Genomic DNA, 16562 nt, shown 5'->3' with positions numbered 1-16562 from the left:
TGGTGGTGACGGAATTCGGGTCATTGCGCGTGGGGTCACGGACGCGTATGGCCCGTGTGGTACGGCGGCGGAGGCGGGCCGGGGGAACGGGATGCGAGGCGGCCGCGATGTCAGCGGGGTCGGAGGGACACCGCGGCCGCCTACCCGCGCGCCGGGGCGCGCGGGAGCCTCAGTGCGTCAAGGGCGTCAGCCCTTGGTGCCGCCGGAGGTGAGACCGGTGACGAGGTTCTTCTGCACCAGGTAGAAGAACAGCGAGACGGGTATCGCGATCAGCACCGCGGTGGCGGCCATGTAGTTCCACTCGGCGTCGTGCTCGCTGACGAAGGTCTGCAGGCCGACGGAGAAGGTGTACTTGGAGTCGTCCAGCATGAAGGTGGTGGCGAAGGCCACCTCGGCGACCGCGGTGATGAAGTTGTAGAACGCGGCGACGGCCAGGCCCGGCCGGGCCAGCGGCAGGATCAGCCGGAAGAAGGTGCCGAACGGGGTGAGCCCGTCGACCCGGCCCGCCTCGTCGATCTCGATCGGGATCGTGTCGAAGTAGCCCTTGAGCAGCCAGGCGCTGTACGGCACCGCGGTGGTGCAGTTGACGAGGATCAGCGCCCAGTAGGAGTCGATGAGGCCCAGGTCGCTGAAGATCTGGTACATCGGCACGATCAGGACGGCGATCGGGAACGCCTGGGTGAGCAGCAGGACCCACATCAGCTGCTTGTGGCCGGGAAAGCGCATCCGGGAGACGGCGTAGCCGGTGGTCGCGGCGAGCAGCACACCGACGACGGTGGTGCCGAGGGCCACGATCATCGTGGACTTGAACCAGCTGAGGAACTCCGTGTGCTGGAGCACGAAGCCGTAGTTGGCGAAGCTCATCTTCTTGGCGATGCCGCCCGGGTGCAGATAGTCGTTCTTGTCCGGGCCGAGCGAGAGGTAGACCAGCCAGGCCACCGGGGCCAGGGCGATGAGGCTCGCGACCATGAGGCCGGCGTGCAGCAGGACGGTGCCGAGGGGGCCGCGCTCGCCTGGCCGGCGGCCGCGCCCCGCGGGCGTCACGGCGGGGGCCGGTGCGTCGGCCCGCTTGTCGAGGGTGGTGGTGCTCATGGCGGCGGCTCCTGCGGCGTCAGACGGCGAGCTGGTCATTGCGCTTCAGCCAGCGGAAGTAGAAGGAGGTGAAGACGGTGACGATCGACAGCAGCAGTACGCCGTAGGCGGCGGACTGCGCGAAGTCGCGCGGCTGCTGGCCGAAGCCCAGGTAGTAGGCCCAGGTGACGAGGATCTGGGCGTCCGGGGCGCTGGTCGGGCCGAACAGCAGGAAGATGATGGCGAACTGGTTGAAGGTCCAGATGACGCCGAGCAGGACCACCGTGGAGCTGACCGAGCGCAGGCCGGGCAGGGTGACGTGCCTAAAGCGCTGCCAGGAGTTGGCGCCGTCCATCTTCGCCGCCTCGTACAGGGTGCTGTCGATGGACTGCAGGCCGCCGAGCAGCGAGAGCATCATGAACGGCACACCGCACCAGGTGTTGACCATGATGGCGGCGAAGCGCTGCCAGAAGGTGTCCTCCAGCCACTGCGGCTGCGGCAGGTGCAGCGCGTGCAGGATCTGGTTGATCGCGCCGGTGTCGGCGAGCATGATCCGCCAGGAGAAGACGGTGACGAAGGTGGGCACGGCCCACGGCAGGACGAGCAGCACCCGGTAGACGGTGCGGCCGCGCAGCTTCTGGTTCAGCATCATCGCGAGGCCGAGGCCGAAGGTGTAGTGCAGGGTGACACAGGCGACCGTCCAGACGATCGTCCAGATCACATGGGACCAGAAGCGGTCGTAGGACAGCGGGCCGAACAGGATGTTCTTGTAGTTGTCCAGACCGACGAACTTGTAGGTCGCGGCGATGTGGTTGACGCCGATGGTGCGCGCCGAGTTGAGGCTGTTGGCGTCGGTCAGCGTGATGTAGAAGCCGCGCACGAGCGGGTAGCCGACGAGCACGGCGAGCACGATGACCACCGGGGCGATCATCGCGTAGGCGTACCAGTATTTCTGGAGACTGTTCTTCATGCGCTGCCCCAGCCCTGGCCGAGGCGCGCGGTCACCGCGGCTCTTGCCGGTCGCGCGGTCGATGGCGACTGTCATGGTTCGACACCTTCAAATGGTTCAAGGATGGCCGGGCACAGGGCGGTGGCCGCCGGCTGCCTCCTCGTGGGTGAGGCAGCCGGCGGCCATCCGGGCTTACTTGCTGAAGTCGGGGACCAGCTTGCCGATGGCGGTACCGGCGTTGCTCAGACCCTGGTCCAGCGACTCCTTGCCACTGGCGATCTTCGGCAGCTCGGTGTCGAGCGGCGCCCACAGCGAGCCGTACTCGGGCAGCGAGGGGCGGGGCTGGGCGGCGGACAGCACGCTCTGGAAGCCGGCGGTGCCCGGGTCGGCCGTCACCTTGGCGGTGTAGGCGTCCGTACGCGTCGGCAGGGTGGCGTTCTTCAGGGCGATGGTCTCCTGGGAGGAGGCCGACGTCATGAAGTTGACGAACTTCAGGGCCGCCGCCTGGTGTGCCTTGTCGGAACCGGCGTAGACCGCGAGGTTGTGACCGCCGGTCGGGGCCTCCGCCTTGCCGGTGGAACCGGCCGGGACGACCGCGACGCCCAGGTTGGTCTTGTCCTTGAAGGCGCTGCCCTTGTAGATGTTCGTGTTCTCCCAGGGGCCCTGGATGATCGCGGCGACCTTGCCGTTGGAGAACGCGTCCATGATGTGCGCGTAGGCGTCCGCGGTGGTGTCGGCCTTGTGCAGGCCCTTGCCGGAGAACAGGCTCAGCCAGGTCGCGTACGCCTTCTTGGCGGCCGGCGAGTCGACGGTGACCTTCTTGGCGGCGACGTCGACGGTGTCGGTGCCCTCGCCGTACAGGAAGGGCTGGCCGTAGTAGCCCGCGGTGGAGCCCCAGTAGCCGTCCTGGCCGGTCTTGTCCTTGACCTTGGCCGCGTCGGACTTCAGCTCGTCCCAGGTCTTGGGCGGCGTGGTGATGCCGGCCTTCTTGAACAGGTCCTTGTTGTAGACCAGGGCCAGGGTGTCGGTGACCAGCGGCACGCCGTAGGTCTTGCCCTGGTACTGCGCCTGCTTGATCAGGTTCGGCTCGAACTTGGCCTTGTCGGCGAGGGCCTCGGTGCCGTCCAGCGGCAGGAAGTAGCCCTTCTTGGCGAAGGCGGGGGTCCAGCCGACCTCGGAGCGCAGCACGTCCGGGGCGCCGGAGGCACCCGCGGCGGTGTCGAACTTGTTCTGCGCCTGGTCGAAGGGGACGTTGACGTACTTGACCTTGATGTTCTTGTTCGCAGCTTCGAACTTCTGCACAAGGGTCTTGTACGTCGGTGCCTCATTCGTGGCGTTGGAGGTGTCCCACCAGGTGATGGTCACCGGCCCGTCCGACTTGCTGTCGCTGCTCCCGCCGCCGCAGGCCGTCGCCGCGAGGGCGAGGGACGCCACCAGCGCGGAGGCCGCTATGCCACGCCGCATGAGTTCTCCTTGAGGGTTGAGCCCGAGTGGTACAGGGGGCGGTCCCGCCCGCCCCTGCGACTTGCCGACTGCGCCGTTGCCAGTGGCCGGGCGTCCAGGAACGTAACAGCGATGTAAGCGTTGCGAAAGACCTTGCAGAAAAAAAGTGCAAGGGAACACGATGGTTACCCCGTTGTTACCGCTCAGCAGCGCACGGGAACTTGTGCAAGACTCTGCAAGCTCTTGCCACGACGAACTCAAAGGGAGCGCAATGAGGCAGCAACCCGCAGGAGGTCGTACGACCGCGCGCACCCGGCGCCCGAGCGGTGTGCAAGGCGAGAGACGACCGGTACAGTCCAGTGGCGTGACCACACGGCTTGCCGACATCGCAGCGCAGGCGGGGGTGAGCGAAGCGACCGTCAGCCGGGTCCTCAACGGGAAACCGGGCGTCGCCGCCACCACCCGCCAGTCCGTGCTCGCCGCACTCGATGTGCTGGGCTACGAACGGCCGGTACGGCTGCGCCAGCGCAGCGAGGGTCTGGTCGGGCTCATCACGCCGGAGCTGGAGAACCCGATATTCCCTGCCCTGGCGCAGGTCATCGGCCAGGCGCTGACCCGCCAGGGCTACACCCCGGTGCTCGCCACCCAGACCCCGGGCGGCTCCACCGAGGACGAACTGACCGAGATGCTGGTGGACCGCGGTGTCGCGGGCATCATCTACGTCTCCGGACTGCACGCCGACACCACCGCCGATATGCAGCGCTATGAGCGGCTACGGGCGCAGGGCGTGCCGTTCGTGCTGGTGGACGGGTTCTCACCGCGGGTGCAGGCGCCGTTCATCTCCCCCGACGACCGCGCCGCGATGACGCTCGCGGTGACCCACCTCGTCTCGCTCGGGCACACCCGGATCGGGCTCGCGCTCGGACCGAAGCGGTTCGTGCCCGTGCAGCGCAAGATCGAGGGCTTCCTGCGGGCGATGCAGGACCAGTTGGGGCTCGGCGCCGAGGTGGTGGAGACCGAGCTGGTGCAGCACTCGCTGTACACCCTGGAGGGCGGTCAGGCCGCCGCGACGGCGCTGATCGACCGGGACTGCACCGCGGTGGTCTGCGCCAGCGACATGATGGCCCTCGGCGCCATACGGGCCGCCCGGCAGCGGGGTCTGGAGGTGCCTCGGGACGTGTCCGTGGTCGGTTTCGACGACTCCCCGCTGATCGCCTTCACCGACCCGCCGCTCACCACGGTCCGCAAGCCGGTCCCGGCGATGGGGCAGGCGGCGGTGCGCACGCTGCTTGAGGAGGTCGGCGGTACGCCCGCGCCGCACAGCGAGTTCGTGTTCATGCCGGAGCTGGTGGTGCGCGGGTCCACGGCCTCGGCGCCGCATCTGCTGCGTACGTCGTAGAACATCCGCCGCGCATGTCGTAGAACTCCTGCGCATCTCGCAGAAGGTGCGGGGTGGACCCGGCCTTGGGATGATCGGGCCCCGGAGCCTTTTCTGGCAGACTTGATGCCTATGAGTGACTCGACCGTGACGCAGTGGGAAGGTCGCGAAGAGGCGGCCGGTCCCCGGACCGACACGGGCAGGGACGGCAGCGGCGCGAGAGGTCTGCTGGGCCGGCTGCGCCGGCCGCGCAGACCCCGGCTCTGGTTCGAGATCCTTCTGATCGCGGTGAGTTACTGGCTGTACTCGCTGATCCGCAACGCGGTGCCCGAGCAGAAGGGCGAGGCGCTGCGCAACGCGGACTGGATCTGGCGCACGGAGCGGACGCTGGGCATCGATGTCGAACGGTCCGTCAACCACGCCGTGAACGCGGTGACTTGGCTGATCATCGGCATGAACTACTACTACGCCACACTGCACTTCATCATGACGCTCGGCGTCCTGGTGTGGCTGTACCGGTGGCATCCGGGCCGGTACGCGGCCGCGCGCCTCGCGCTCTTCGCCACCACGGGGGGCGCGTTGGTCGGCTACTACCTGTTCCCGCTCGCCCCGCCCCGCCTGATGCGGGGCGGCCGGTTCGTGGACACGGTGATGGTGCACCACACCTGGGGCTCGATGGCCTCCGGAGACCTCAAGCACATGTCCAACCAGTACGCGGCGATGCCGTCCATGCACATCGGCTGGTCGCTGTGGTGCGGGCTGACGATCTTCGCGCTGGCGTCGGTGCCGTGGGCGCGGGTGCTGGGGCTGCTGTATCCGGTGGCGACGCTGGTGGTCATCGTCTCCACGGCCAACCATTTCTGGCTGGACGCGGTGGGCGGCGTGCTCTGCCTCTCGTTCGGGTTCGGGGTGGCGCGGGTCTGGTACGGGGCGGGGCCGTATGGGCTGCCCCGGGGGGTGCGCGAGAGCGCGGGCCGTCAACCCGGTTACGCCTCGTCGTCGTAGAAGAGTTCCTCCATGACCGTGCGGGCCTTACGAGTCGTACGGCCGTACGCGTCCAGCATGTCGCCGACATGGCCCTCGCCGTAGCCCAGGTAGCGGCCCACCGCGGCCAGCTCGCGGGGCTGGGTGGGGAAGGTGTCGCCCGCCCGGCCGCGCACCAGCATCACCGCGTTGCGCACCCGGGTGGCCAGCACCCATGCCTCGTCCAGGGTCGCCGTCTCCTCCTCGCCCAGCAGGCCCGCCTCCCGCGCGGCCGCCAGCGCGGCCCGGGTACGGGTCGTACGCAGCCCAGGAACCTCATGGGCGTGCCGCAGCTGGAGCAGCTGGACCGTCCACTCCACGTCCGAGAGGCCGCCGGGGCCCAGCTTGGTGTGCAGCCGGGGGTCGGCGCCGCGCGGCAGCCGTTCCGACTCCATGCGGGCCTTCAGCCGGCGGATCTCGCGCACCGAGTCCTCGGTCAGGCCGCGCGCCGGATAGCGCAACGGGTCGATCAGCTCCACGAAGCGGCGGCCCAGGTCGGCGTCGCCCGCGAACGGCTCCGCCCGCAGCAGCGCCTGCGACTCCCACACCAGGGACCAGCGGCGGTAGTACGCCGCGTACGACTTCAGCGTGCGCACCAGCGGGCCCGACTTGCCCTCCGGGCGCAGGTCGGCGTCGATCAGCAGCGGCGGGTCGGCACTGGGCAGCTGGAGGAGCCGGCGCATCTCGGCGACGACCTTGTTCGCGGCGGCGGTGGCCTCCTGCTCGTCCACGCCCTCCTGCGGCTCATGGACGAACAGGACGTCCGCGTCGGAGCCGTAGCCCAGCTCATGGCCGCCGAACCGGCCCATGCCGATGATCGCGAACCGGGTGGGCAGCAGATCGCCCCAGCCGGCCCGCACCACCGCGCGCAGCGTGCCCGCGAGGGTGGCCGCGGTGAGGTCGGAGACGGCGCCGCCGACGAGGTCGACCAGGGCGCCCTGGTCGGCCTGCACGGGGGTGGCCTCGGTGCCGTAGGAGGCCACGATGTCGGCGGCGGCGGTACGGAAGAGTTCGCGGCGGCGGACACCGCGGGCGGCGGTGACGCCCTGCTCGCCGTTCTCCGCCCGGCCGACGGCGGCCAGGATCTCCTGTTCCAGCGCGGTACGGCTGCGGGGGGTCAGGCCCCGCGCCGCGCCGTCGCCGTCGCCGAGCAGGGCGACCGCCTCGGGGGCGCGCATCAGGAGGTCGGGCGCCAGGCGGCCCGCCGACAGGACGCGGGCCAGGTTCTCGGCGGCGGCGCCCTCGTCGCGGAGCAGGCGCAGGTACCAGGGGGTCTTGCCGAGGGCGTCGGAGACCTTGCGGAAGTTCAGCAGACCGGCGTCCGGGTCGGCGGAGTCGGCGAACCAGCCCAGCAGGACGGGGAGCAGGGTGCGCTGGATCGCGGCCTTGCGGGTGACGCCCGAGGCCAGGGCCTCCAGATGGCGCAGCGCCGCGGCGGGGTCGGCGTAGCCGAGGGCGACCAGGCGTTCGCGGGCGGCCTCGGGCCGCAGGCGGGCCTCGCCGGGGGCGAGCTGGGCGACGGCGTCCAGGAGCGGGCGGTAGAACAGCTTCTCGTGCAGCCGTCGTACGACGCCGGCGTGCCGCTTCCACTCGCGGTTCAGCTCGGTGACGGGGTTGGCGCGCAGGCCGAGGGAGCGGCCCAGGCGGCGCAGGTCCTCCTCGGCGGTGGGGACGAGGTGGGTGCGGCGCAGCCGGAAGAGCTGGATGCGGTGCTCCATCGCGCGCAGGAAGCGGTACGCCTCGTCCAGCCGGGCGGCGTCCTCCCGGCCCACGTACCCGCCGGCGGCGAGGGCCTTGAGGGCGTCCAGGGTGGTGCCGCTGCGCAGGGTGGGGTCGGTGCGGCCATGGACCAACTGGAGGAGCTGTACGGCGAATTCGACGTCCCGCAGGCCGCCGGGGCCCAGCTTGAGTTCCCGGTCCACTTCGGCCGCGGGGATGTTGTCGACCACGCGGCGGCGCATCTTCTGCACGTCCGCCACGAAGTTGTCGCGGTCGGCGGCCTGCCAGACCAGGGGGTGCAGCGCGGCCAGGTACTCCCGGCCGAGGTTCTCGTCGCCGGCGACCGGGCGGGCCTTGAGGAGGGCCTGGAACTCCCAGGTCTTCGCCCAGCGTTGGTAGTAGGCGACGTGGGAGGAGAGGGTGCGCACGAGGGGGCCGTTGCGGCCCTCGGGGCGGAGGTTGGCGTCGACCGGCCAGATGGAGCCCTCGACGGTGGTCTCGGAGCAGATCCGCATCAGGTGTGAGGCGAGGTTGGTGGCCGCGCGCAGGGCCTTGGTCTCGTCGGTGCCCTCGGTGGCCTCCGCCACGAAGATCACGTCCACGTCGGAGACGTAGTTCAGCTCGTGGCCGCCGCACTTGCCCATGCCGATCACCGCGAGGCGGCAGGCGGCGGCGTCCTCGGGGGCGGCGGCCTCGGCCATGGCGAGGGCGGCGCGGAGGGTGGCGGTGGCGAGGTCGGCGAGTTCGGCGGCGGTCTCGGCGACGTCGGTGGTGCCGCAGACGTCGCGGGCGGCGATGGAGAGGAGGCAGCGGCGGTAGGCGACGCGGAGGGCGACGGGGTCGGTGGCGCCGTCCAGGCCCCGTTCGAATTCGCTGACGCCGGGGTGGAGGTCCTGGGGCTCGTACGTGACCAGGGCCTGCCAGTCGGTGGGGTGGCGGGCGAGGTGGTCGGCGAGGGCGGTGGAGGCGCCGAGGACGCTCAGGAGGCGGTCGCGCAGGGGCTTGGCGGCGATGAGGGTGTCGAGGAGTTCGCGGTGGGCGTTCGGGGCGGGCTGGGCTTCCAGGAGGCGGACGAGGCCGTGCAGCGCGAGGTCGGGGTCGGCGGTGGCGCCCAGGGCTTCGAGGAGGAAGGGGTCGTCGCGGACCGGTGAGAGTTCGGGGGTGTCGAGGAGGCGCTCGGCGGCGGTGGCGTCGGTGAAGCCGTGTCGGAGCAGGCGCGTGAAGGTGCTGCTTCTGCGGCCCGGCGTCATCTGTGGGGCTCCCCTCGGGGTCAGCTCTGGTCCTGGAGGGAGCGTAGTCGCCTGCGGCGGCCTGTGCCGGGTCGGGTGGCTGTGGCTGGCTCGCCGTGGTGGTGCGGCGGCCCCTTCAGCGTCGTTGTGGTCACCCGCCTGCGGCTGCCTCGCCGTCGCCGGATGCCTGCGGCGGCCCCTTGAGCGCCGTCGTGGCTTGTGTCGCGCCTCGGGGGAGGCGGTGAGTCGGTGCCCCGGCGGGTGGTGTCCGTCCTCGGTCCGGCGTTCAGGGGGTTCAGAGGCGCGACGGGTTTTCGCCGGCCGCTGCGGGCGGACACCACCCGCCGTGTCCCCTCCCCGCCGTGGGCGGGTGCGGGCCCGGCGGGCCTCCGGTCAGGTGCGCTGGGTCGGGAACTCGCCTACGCCCCGGAGGAGTTGGAAGAGTTCGGTGGAGGAGCCGACGACTCCGGTGCCGCCCGCGTTCGTGATCTCCTCGCGCAGGGCAAGGGCGCGGGCGGTGGCGTAGATGAATACCGGGATCGGGTCGTCCTGGGCGCGCAGTTCGCGGATCAGGTCGAGGCCGGCAGTGCGGTTGGTGCGGGTGCGTTCCCGGCGGCTCATGTCCGAGATGACGGCGTCGAAGGGGCGGTTGGGGCGGGCGAGGGTGCGCAGGGCCTCGTCGGTGGACTTCGCCAGGGTGACCTCGACGCCCAGGGCGCGGAGTTGGGCCACCTCGGTGGCGTTGTTCTCCGGGCGGTCGTCCACCCAGAGCACCGAGTCCAGCGTGCGGCTGGCCACCGGTGCGCGCACGGAGGCCAGTCGGCCCTGGAGGTCGGCGGTGGTGCGGATCAGACTCTCCGAGACCTCCTGCACCGACAGCTCGGCCTCGCCCACCTTGATCGTGAAACCCCGCGAGCGGACTATCTCCTTGATCAGGGGGAAGAGCCGCCAGAGCACAACGCCTGTCATCAGCGGCCAGGCCAGGCCGGTGAGGGCCTTGATCAGTTCCGTCGCGTCCTTCACGGCTCTCCCCCGAGATCGAATAGGCGTGCGCCTGATTCTGGCAGGGGGGAGGGGGCGGGGCCGGTCGTTTTCGGACGGCGGCCCCGGGAGAGAGGCGGTTACAGGACGGGGAGGTTCTTGCGCAGCTCGAAGGCCGTGACCTCCGAGCGGTACTCCTCCCATTCCTGGCGCTTGTTGCGGAGGAACTGACGACTCGCCGGATCGACCAGGAACGTTACCCTCGAACACCCCGCTGACCAGCATCACGACAGTCGCTGACTGTCGTCATCTGTCGTCGTTGGCCACCCTCGGACGGCCCACAGACGGCCCGGCGCAGGGCCCGGGACCTCACTGCGGCAGGAACGCGATTTCGGAGGTAGCTGGCCTGGTGAAGTCAGGGAACACCCCGATCCGACGCTCCTGTTTCCGTCCGTGGCTGTCCACGGTCGTCCGGGGCACGCCGCAACGTTTGGCCCCCTGTTTGGCCCCCTCCGGAACGCGGGTTGGAACGGCCTTCCTCACTCCCCGAGCGCTCGCATGTGTGCCGCGAAGTCCTCGACCAGGCTTGCCAAAACTGCTTTCCCCTTGCCTGCCGTGGCGTGGGACGGGAAGCCGATGACTCCGGATTCGGTGTACGCCTTCATCCCCTCCACGAGGAGGAAAGGACGGTCGCCGCCGTCATGGTCGGCATCCTCGTAGCCGGGCCGCACAAGGGACGGATCCGCGTGCAGGAGAATCGAAGTTTCGATCTCACCCGCGTGCATGTCCTCGTGCGAGGTGGTGACCAGTCCGGCATGCTCGCGGGCTCGATTCCACTCCCGTCCCTGCGGGAACAGGCTCATGCGTGGCTCGGTCAGGTTGGCTTCCTGCACGATATTCGACAGGACATAGTTCCCGCCGTGAGCGTTGATGAGAACGAGCTTTCGAATGCCGGATGCTTCGAGGGACTGCGCGATGTCGGTCACGAGCACGTGCATCGTCCTGGCGCTGATGCTCACCGTCCCCGACCATGTGCCGTGCTCGTGGCTGCATGCGATCGTGACTGGCGGCAGGTGCAGCACTGGGTACGCCGCTGCAACCTCTCGCGCGATGATGCTTGCGATTGCGGCGTCCGTGATGAGTGGCAGGTGGGCGCCGTGCTGCTCGAACGCTCCGATCGGGAGAACGGCGACGCGGGGGGACTGCTGCTGAACGTCTGTGGTGGTGATCGTAGGCAGAAGGTTCACGACTCTCCCTCGTCCGGTTCAGTTCCCTCTCATGGTGCCCAACAGCCGGTTGAACTCCGCAATCTCAACGAGCTTGCTCCACCGGCTGAGGCGACGCTGTACTCGCCCGAGTTCCGCGAGGATGCGGGCTGACCCTGTGGCTTGGGCGATGGCTGCCGCCTCGAACGCCACGTTATACGCCGATTCAATGTCCTCGATCAGCGCGTATCCGGTTGCGAGCCGGGCAAAGCACAACCCCTTGTCTCGCTGTTGCTCAGCCGGCCACTGGGAAAGACTCTTCTTTAGTGTCGTGACCGCTTCCTCCGGTCGGCCGAGGGCGAGCGCGCAGGTGGCCGCCTCCATGTCGATGTACTGCACGGAGCAGTACGAGGCGAGATCGCTACCTTCTCCGGCTCCGGCGTCAGCCAGCTCCCGTGCTTCGTCGAGCGTTCGCCAGCACTCATCAGCGTGCCCAAGGAGGGCATGGGCGTTGGCGCGCGCCCGGAGCGAGACGGCTCGAACCTGGCGGGGAAGTTTGCGTGCCTCGTTCAGAGCACTGTTCGCGAGTCCGACGGCATAGCCGGCTTGCCCTGCTTCGGCCGCGATGTTGCTCCGCCGCTGGAACACGTAGGCACTCAGTGTCGGATCGGTCAGTTCGCTTGCGTAGTCGAGGGCGCGGTTCGTCCAGAGCATCGCTGACTGGGAATCTCCTGAGTCCTGGTGCAGCCACCCGAGGAATTCCGCGTACCGAGCACCGACGCGGACCACGTCGTCTCTGTGTGGTCCTGTGGCTTCTTTGCACAGCTCTTCGATCAGCGGTACCTGGCCCTGTACGGCTGGCACCAGGAATCGAGGCCCCACAAGGGGCTCCGCCTGCGCGTGCTGCACGAAAATGGACTTCAAGTAGCCGAGGACTTGTGTACTGGCCTTGGGGGTGACCATCTGAGGCATGGGCAGCATTGGCAGCGAGTCGAGCTGAGATGGCGCACTCTCCAGAGCGAAGCCCAGTTCCGCACGACTCGCTTCGTAGACCTCACAGAACAACGTCTGATAGCTCTGACCAGGCACTCGCCGTCCGTTCTCGAACATCGAGATCTGGGCTTTGAGGCTGGATGGAGCGGGCAGGTCGGTATCGAGTCGCGCCGCCGCGTCGACCATTGCGTCGATGAGCTGAGCTTGCGACCAGCCTCGGGCGAGACGTGCCGTTTGCAGCTTCGTCTTCATTGCTCCCCCAGCGTCAGGCGGTGCCTCCGGTCATCATGCCAATACACCGCCTGACGTGGGTTGTTAACAGGTAACAGTGAGGCGCTGTTAACCCTGTTCGCTGCGGATCACGCCGACTTGGGGCTTACTGGTTCTCGTCAACGACGCCGGAACGGGTGGCTTCCAACTGCTCGACCCGGACGCGCAGTTCAGAAAGCTGGGAGGTGACATGCGCCAGGTGGTCTTGCAGTTCGCGAAGTCCACGGGCCGTTTGACCGGCTGTCTGGTTCCCCTTCTTGGGGTCGATGACGTAGGTGCCGCTCCCTGCCCGGCCCTCCACCAGACCGTCTTCTGCGAGTTGCTTGTACGCGCTCTGCACCGTCATGAGCGAAACGCCCAACTCCTTGGCCATCCCCTTGGCTCCTGGGAGCCGGGCGCCCGGCGAGTACCTCTCGGCCGCCAGGTCGTCGCGGAACCGGGCAGCGATCTCTTTGGCGGTTGGCGGTTTCTCCGGCTTCCAGTCCATACCTAGAGCGTATCCAACCTAGGTAATTTTCCCTGGCGCTCGCGTAGGGGTTGACGCCTAGCAAGCTACCTAGGTAGCTTTTTCTTCAGCGAAGCTACCTAGGTAGCTCACCGGCTCTGGCGGCCCCGTGTACCACACGGGAGCCCCGCAAGGGGTTACCGCGCTGCTGGGAGCCACCGGTCCTTGAGAACTCAACAGAGTGCCGACCCAGCCGCCTGAACACGGGTGGTCGATGGGTGCGGGTCACCATCCCGACCGCCCATGTCGGGCCGGGTGACCTGCCCTGATCCGCTTTTCGGGGCGGTGACGGCATGCGTGATCCGACTTCCGAAGAACCTTCAGCGGCCCAGCCGCTACAGCTCCGGCCTGGCCGATCTCGGGCCTACGCCTCGAATGCAGGCCGGAGTGCTCCCGCTGGCCAGCGGGTCGCCGCGCGTCCCACACGTAAGGAGTTCCGTCATGACCAATGCCGCTGCCTTCGCTGCTGTGTTCGTCGCCCTGTTCGTCGCTCACAGCGTCGGCGACCACTGGGTGCAGACCTCACACCAGTCCATGACGAAGGGCCGCCCCGGCTGGGTCGGCCGGCTCGCGGACGCCCGGCACGTCGCCACCCTGACCCTCACCAAGCTCACCTTCTTACTGGTGACCTCATGGTCGCTGGGCCTGCGGCTGTCGGTGCTCGGCGTCGCCGCCGGGCTCACCGTCGACGCCGTCACGCACTGGTGGGCCGACCGGCGCACCACCCTCGCCCGGCTCGCCGAGGCGCTGGGCCTGGGCGGCTTCTACCGGCTCGGTGCCCCGCGCGCCGGCCACGACGACAACCCGAGCCTCGGCACCGGCGCCTACGCCCTCGACCAGTCCTTCCACCACCTATGGCTGCTGGTCGCCGCGCTCGTCATCGCCGCTGTCTGAAACTGTCCCGCCGCTACCCGGCTTCGCGGCGTCTGAGCTGCGGCCGGCTGCCTCTCCCGTCCGTCCGACCCTGCCGTGTGCGGGGCCGTACGGGCGGGGGTGCGGGGAGCCGGAGAGTCTGGCCCCGAGAGGGGGAGTTCGATGGAGATCGCCGCCGCGGTTGTCGCGGTCGTCGGCACCGTGTTGGGTGCCGGTGTTGTCGGTGTCCAGCAGTACTACGCGGCCCGCGCCCAGCGCCGGCAGACGCTGCGGGACCGTGCCCTGACGGCGCTGTCCAAGCTGAGCACCGCGCTGGCGGATCACCGCCGTGCGATGTGGGTACGCGAGGATCTGCGCCTGTCCGGCGCGGCCCCGGCCGACGTCGCCGCTGCCCGCGAGGCGAGCCACGTCACGCGGTCGGCTGTCACCGCCCCGCAGATCGCCCTCACGGTGCTGCTCCCGCAGCTCCGACTCAACGTGAACGAGGCGGTCCGGGCCGCATACGACATGCGCGGCGCCACGAGCACGGAGGTGCTGGCGGCGCGGCGTGAGTCGGCCATCTCTGCGGCCGACAGCCTCGCTGCCTCGGCGGCCCACCTGCTGTCCCGCCCCTGACCCACCCCCACAAACGGCCGCACCCCCCGGAGGGCAATCCGGGGGGTGCTGTTCGGGCCGTCCCATCCCTGTGAGAGGAACAACGACCCATGCATGCCATCGCTGCTGTTCAGGCGATTGTTACCGCCGACGAGTACGACCGCGAGCCCACGGCCGCGGAGCTGGACGCGATCGAGACCGAGATGCCGCTCATCCGCGCGGAGGTCGAGCTGCTGGACGTGCAGATCGCCCTCCTGGACCAGGCGCCGTCGGAGCTGAGCACGCGCCGGCTGCGGCGGGCTCGCCGCCGGGTGCTGGCCGCGCGGCGTGAGCTGACCAACCGGGTCACCGCGACTGCGGGGGAGGCGGCGTGATCCGCATCGTGACCACCGGCCGCCTTCAGCGGCTGGAGCAGGACGCCGAGCAGGCCCGCACTCGGGCGCGGGAGGTCCAGGAGCAGGCGGACACCGTCTCGGGTCGGCACCTGCGCGAGGTGGAAAGCCTGACGACGCGTGCCGAGACGGCGGAGAGTGACGCTGCGATCCTGCGCGAGCAGATCGGGGAGTTGGAGGCTGCGCTGGAGCGGGCGGAGGCCACCACGGACGAGGTGGGTGTCCTCCTGTCCGGCGCGATGAAGGAGTTGTCCGTCTCGCGGCAGGAGCTCCTGCTGAAGGACATCGCGATCCGCCGACTCCGTGAGGAGTTGGAGGCTGAGCCGATGGAGGGACAGTCGCTGACGGTGCTGCTGCACCACGGTGAGCCCCACACCATCTACGCCTCCCTCAAGGACGCGCACGCCGACACCGCGACCCACGGCGTGCCCGCCGGGGCTCGGTGGTATCCCTGTGGTGAACACCCGGCCGCCGCGTTCACGTGGCGGTGTGAGGAGTTCATCTACAACTCGGCCTCCAACGGCTTCCGCCGCCTCCACATGCCCGCCCCGAAGCAGATCGAGGGGGCGGCGTGAACGGCGTTCATATCCGTTCAGCGGAGAAGGCCCTGTCCGTGGGCATGTGGGCGATCGTGGCCGGCGCGGTGCTCTACTCCGTTCTCACCGTGACCCCGCTCGCCGCCGCTCACACACCCGCCCAGTGGGCGTGGACCGCGCCGATCCTGCCCCTCGTCGTGGACGCCGCGGTCGTCATCGTCGTGCGCCTGGACGCCGTCCTCGCCCGTCTCGGAGGGCACGGTGGCCGGTGGCCCATCGTGCTGCGGTGGATGACCGGCTGCATGACCCTGGCCCTGAACGTCGCCGACTCCGCCCTGAAAAGCGACCTGGTCGGCGTGGCCGTGCACGCGGTGGCGCCGCTGCTGCTGATCGTCACGGCGGAGACCGGCCTGGCCTACCGCCGCGCCATCACCACCGCCGTCAAACGCCTGGACGAGGAGCGGCGAGCCGAGCGGGAGCGGGCCGAGCAGGCGGCCCGTGAGCGTGCGGAGGCTGCTCGTCGGGAGGCGCGTGAGGAGCGCGAGCACGCCGCGGCGCTGGCTCGTGAACAGCGTGAACACGAAGCCCGGTTGGCCCGCGAGGCGGCCGAGCGGGAGGAGCGCCGGCAGCTGCGGGAGCAGGAGGAGCGCACCGCCCGCGAGACCGCTGAGCGGGTGGAGCGTGAACGCCGTGAACGCGAGCGTGAACAGCGCGAGCGGGACCGTGAGCGCATCGAGCGGGAGGCCGCCGCGCGCCGCGATCGTGAGGCCGCGGAGCGGGTCGAGCGTGAACGCCGTGAACAGCGTGAGCGTGAGGAGCGGGCCGAGCGTGAACGCGCCGCGCTGCTGGAGCGCGGCCCGGCCACGACCAAGCTCCCCGAGGACGAGGCACGGCAGATCGTGGCCGCCGCGTTCGGTGCCGGGCTGCCGGTCCGGTCCGCGGCGGAGCTGTGCGGCTGGTCGGTCGGCTGGGTCTCCTCCCGCTACGCCGAGCACCGCGACCCGGCCGCGGGCGGTGCTGAGCTGGCGATCGCGGGCCGCTGATGGCCTCGATCCCCGTCTACCCGTGGCGGCTCGCGCCTGACGGGCTCGCCACGGTCCGACAGCTCCGTGCTCTCGGTCTTCGGCCCGGCGGTCAGGACGTGGTCGCGCAGATCGAGCGTCCACGGCGCCGTCGCGGCCCGCTGGTCGCCTACCTCTACTCCATCGACCTGGCCAAGCCGGTCCGCCCCATGACGCCGGCGAAGTGGGCGGCGCTGGCCAAGGCGAACGCCGCCCGCCGCGTCTGCCCGCAGTGCGGCCGTGATGCCGGTTACGTCATCCCGCCCTCGCTCGGCGCCTGCGCGAACTGCGCCTACCAGGATGAACAGCGCGCTGCTTAAGCCCTGTTGGCAGGCCCGGC

Annotated in this window: 16 protein-coding genes; 8 read left to right on the top strand and 8 right to left on the bottom strand. The window is 69.7% G+C overall.

Features of this window, described 5'->3' with window-relative positions; genetic code table 11:
• Window positions 1-186 precede the first annotated feature (186 nt).
• From AB0N90_RS08240 to AB0N90_RS08230, 3 genes are all read right to left on the bottom strand, one after another.
• The gene (locus AB0N90_RS08240; RefSeq protein WP_365193975.1) at window positions 187-1092 is read right to left on the bottom strand and encodes an ABC transporter permease subunit; all 906 of its coding nucleotides are present in this window, start codon (window positions 1090-1092) and stop codon (window positions 187-189) included.
• Window positions 1093-1111: 19 nt separating this feature from the next.
• A complete protein-coding gene (locus tag AB0N90_RS08235; RefSeq protein WP_361671290.1) occupies window positions 1112-2116 on the bottom strand; it encodes a sugar ABC transporter permease in 1005 nt (334 codons plus the stop codon).
• A gap of 96 nt (window positions 2117-2212) precedes the next feature.
• Window positions 2213-3484: an extracellular solute-binding protein gene (locus tag AB0N90_RS08230; protein ID WP_085564413.1), complete on the bottom strand. Its 1272-nt coding sequence runs from the start codon at window positions 3482-3484 to the stop codon at window positions 2213-2215.
• A gap of 343 nt (window positions 3485-3827) precedes the next feature.
• On the opposite strand from AB0N90_RS08230, the gene AB0N90_RS08225 reads away from it, so the two are divergent.
• Together AB0N90_RS08225 and AB0N90_RS08220 are read left to right on the top strand one after the other, a co-directional pair.
• Entirely contained in the window at window positions 3828-4862 is a 1035-nt protein-coding gene (locus tag AB0N90_RS08225) for a LacI family DNA-binding transcriptional regulator (protein ID WP_361671293.1), read from the top strand.
• A 111-nt stretch (window positions 4863-4973) separates the two neighbouring features.
• Window positions 4974-5846, top strand: coding sequence for a phosphatase PAP2 family protein (locus AB0N90_RS08220; protein WP_365193972.1), 873 nt, complete (start codon window positions 4974-4976; stop codon window positions 5844-5846).
• On the opposite strand, the gene AB0N90_RS08215 is transcribed toward AB0N90_RS08220, so the two are convergent.
• From AB0N90_RS08215 to AB0N90_RS08195, 5 genes are all read right to left on the bottom strand, one after another.
• Window positions 5828-8833 carry a bifunctional [glutamine synthetase] adenylyltransferase/[glutamine synthetase]-adenylyl-L-tyrosine phosphorylase gene (locus AB0N90_RS08215; protein WP_365193969.1) on the bottom strand — a complete coding sequence of 1002 codons (3006 nt, stop codon included), beginning with the start codon at window positions 8831-8833 and terminating at the stop codon, window positions 5828-5830. The two genes, AB0N90_RS08220 and AB0N90_RS08215, sit on opposite strands and share 19 nt — an antisense overlap.
• A gap of 372 nt (window positions 8834-9205) precedes the next feature.
• The gene (locus AB0N90_RS08210) at window positions 9206-9835 is read right to left on the bottom strand and encodes a response regulator (protein WP_365193966.1); all 630 of its coding nucleotides are present in this window, start codon (window positions 9833-9835) and stop codon (window positions 9206-9208) included.
• A 497-nt stretch (window positions 9836-10332) separates the two neighbouring features.
• The gene (locus tag AB0N90_RS08205) at window positions 10333-11040 is read right to left on the bottom strand and encodes a creatininase family protein (protein WP_365193963.1); all 708 of its coding nucleotides are present in this window, start codon (window positions 11038-11040) and stop codon (window positions 10333-10335) included.
• 18 nt (window positions 11041-11058) lie between these two features.
• Complete coding sequence (locus AB0N90_RS08200; protein ID WP_365193961.1) at window positions 11059-12243, bottom strand: helix-turn-helix transcriptional regulator; 1185 nt, start codon at window positions 12241-12243, stop codon at window positions 11059-11061.
• A gap of 124 nt (window positions 12244-12367) precedes the next feature.
• A complete protein-coding gene (locus AB0N90_RS08195; protein ID WP_365193959.1) occupies window positions 12368-12748 on the bottom strand; it encodes a winged helix-turn-helix domain-containing protein in 381 nt (126 codons plus the stop codon).
• A 459-nt stretch (window positions 12749-13207) separates the two neighbouring features.
• Here AB0N90_RS08195 and AB0N90_RS08190 point away from each other — a divergent pair, with 459 nt between their 5' ends.
• From AB0N90_RS08190 to AB0N90_RS08165, 6 genes are all read left to right on the top strand, one after another.
• Entirely contained in the window at window positions 13208-13660 is a 453-nt protein-coding gene (locus AB0N90_RS08190) for a DUF3307 domain-containing protein (RefSeq protein WP_365193956.1), read from the top strand.
• 141 nt (window positions 13661-13801) lie between these two features.
• Entirely contained in the window at window positions 13802-14254 is a 453-nt protein-coding gene (locus AB0N90_RS08185; RefSeq protein ID WP_365193953.1) for a protein kilB, read from the top strand.
• Window positions 14255-14343: 89 nt separating this feature from the next.
• Complete coding sequence (locus tag AB0N90_RS08180) at window positions 14344-14607, top strand: DUF6284 family protein (RefSeq protein WP_365193950.1); 264 nt, start codon at window positions 14344-14346, stop codon at window positions 14605-14607.
• Window positions 14604-15200 carry a hypothetical protein gene (locus tag AB0N90_RS08175; RefSeq protein ID WP_365193947.1) on the top strand — a complete coding sequence of 199 codons (597 nt, stop codon included), beginning with the start codon at window positions 14604-14606 and terminating at the stop codon, window positions 15198-15200. Before AB0N90_RS08180 ends, AB0N90_RS08175 begins: the two co-directional genes overlap by 4 nt.
• On the top strand, window positions 15197-16204 hold the full coding sequence (locus AB0N90_RS08170) for a DUF2637 domain-containing protein (RefSeq protein WP_365193946.1): 1008 nt from the start codon (window positions 15197-15199) through the stop codon (window positions 16202-16204). The genes AB0N90_RS08175 and AB0N90_RS08170 overlap by 4 nt, the downstream gene beginning before the upstream one ends.
• Entirely contained in the window at window positions 16204-16542 is a 339-nt protein-coding gene (locus AB0N90_RS08165; RefSeq protein WP_365193943.1) for an RRQRL motif-containing zinc-binding protein, read from the top strand. The genes AB0N90_RS08170 and AB0N90_RS08165 overlap by 1 nt, the downstream gene beginning before the upstream one ends.
• Window positions 16543-16562: the final 20 nt, after the last annotated feature.

The sequence above is a fragment of the Streptomyces sp. NPDC093018 genome, assembly GCF_040684035.1.
In the GTDB taxonomy this organism is placed as follows: domain Bacteria; phylum Actinomycetota; class Actinomycetes; order Streptomycetales; family Streptomycetaceae; genus Streptomyces; species Streptomyces murinus.
This window is presented reverse-complemented; position numbering and strand designations above follow the sequence as displayed.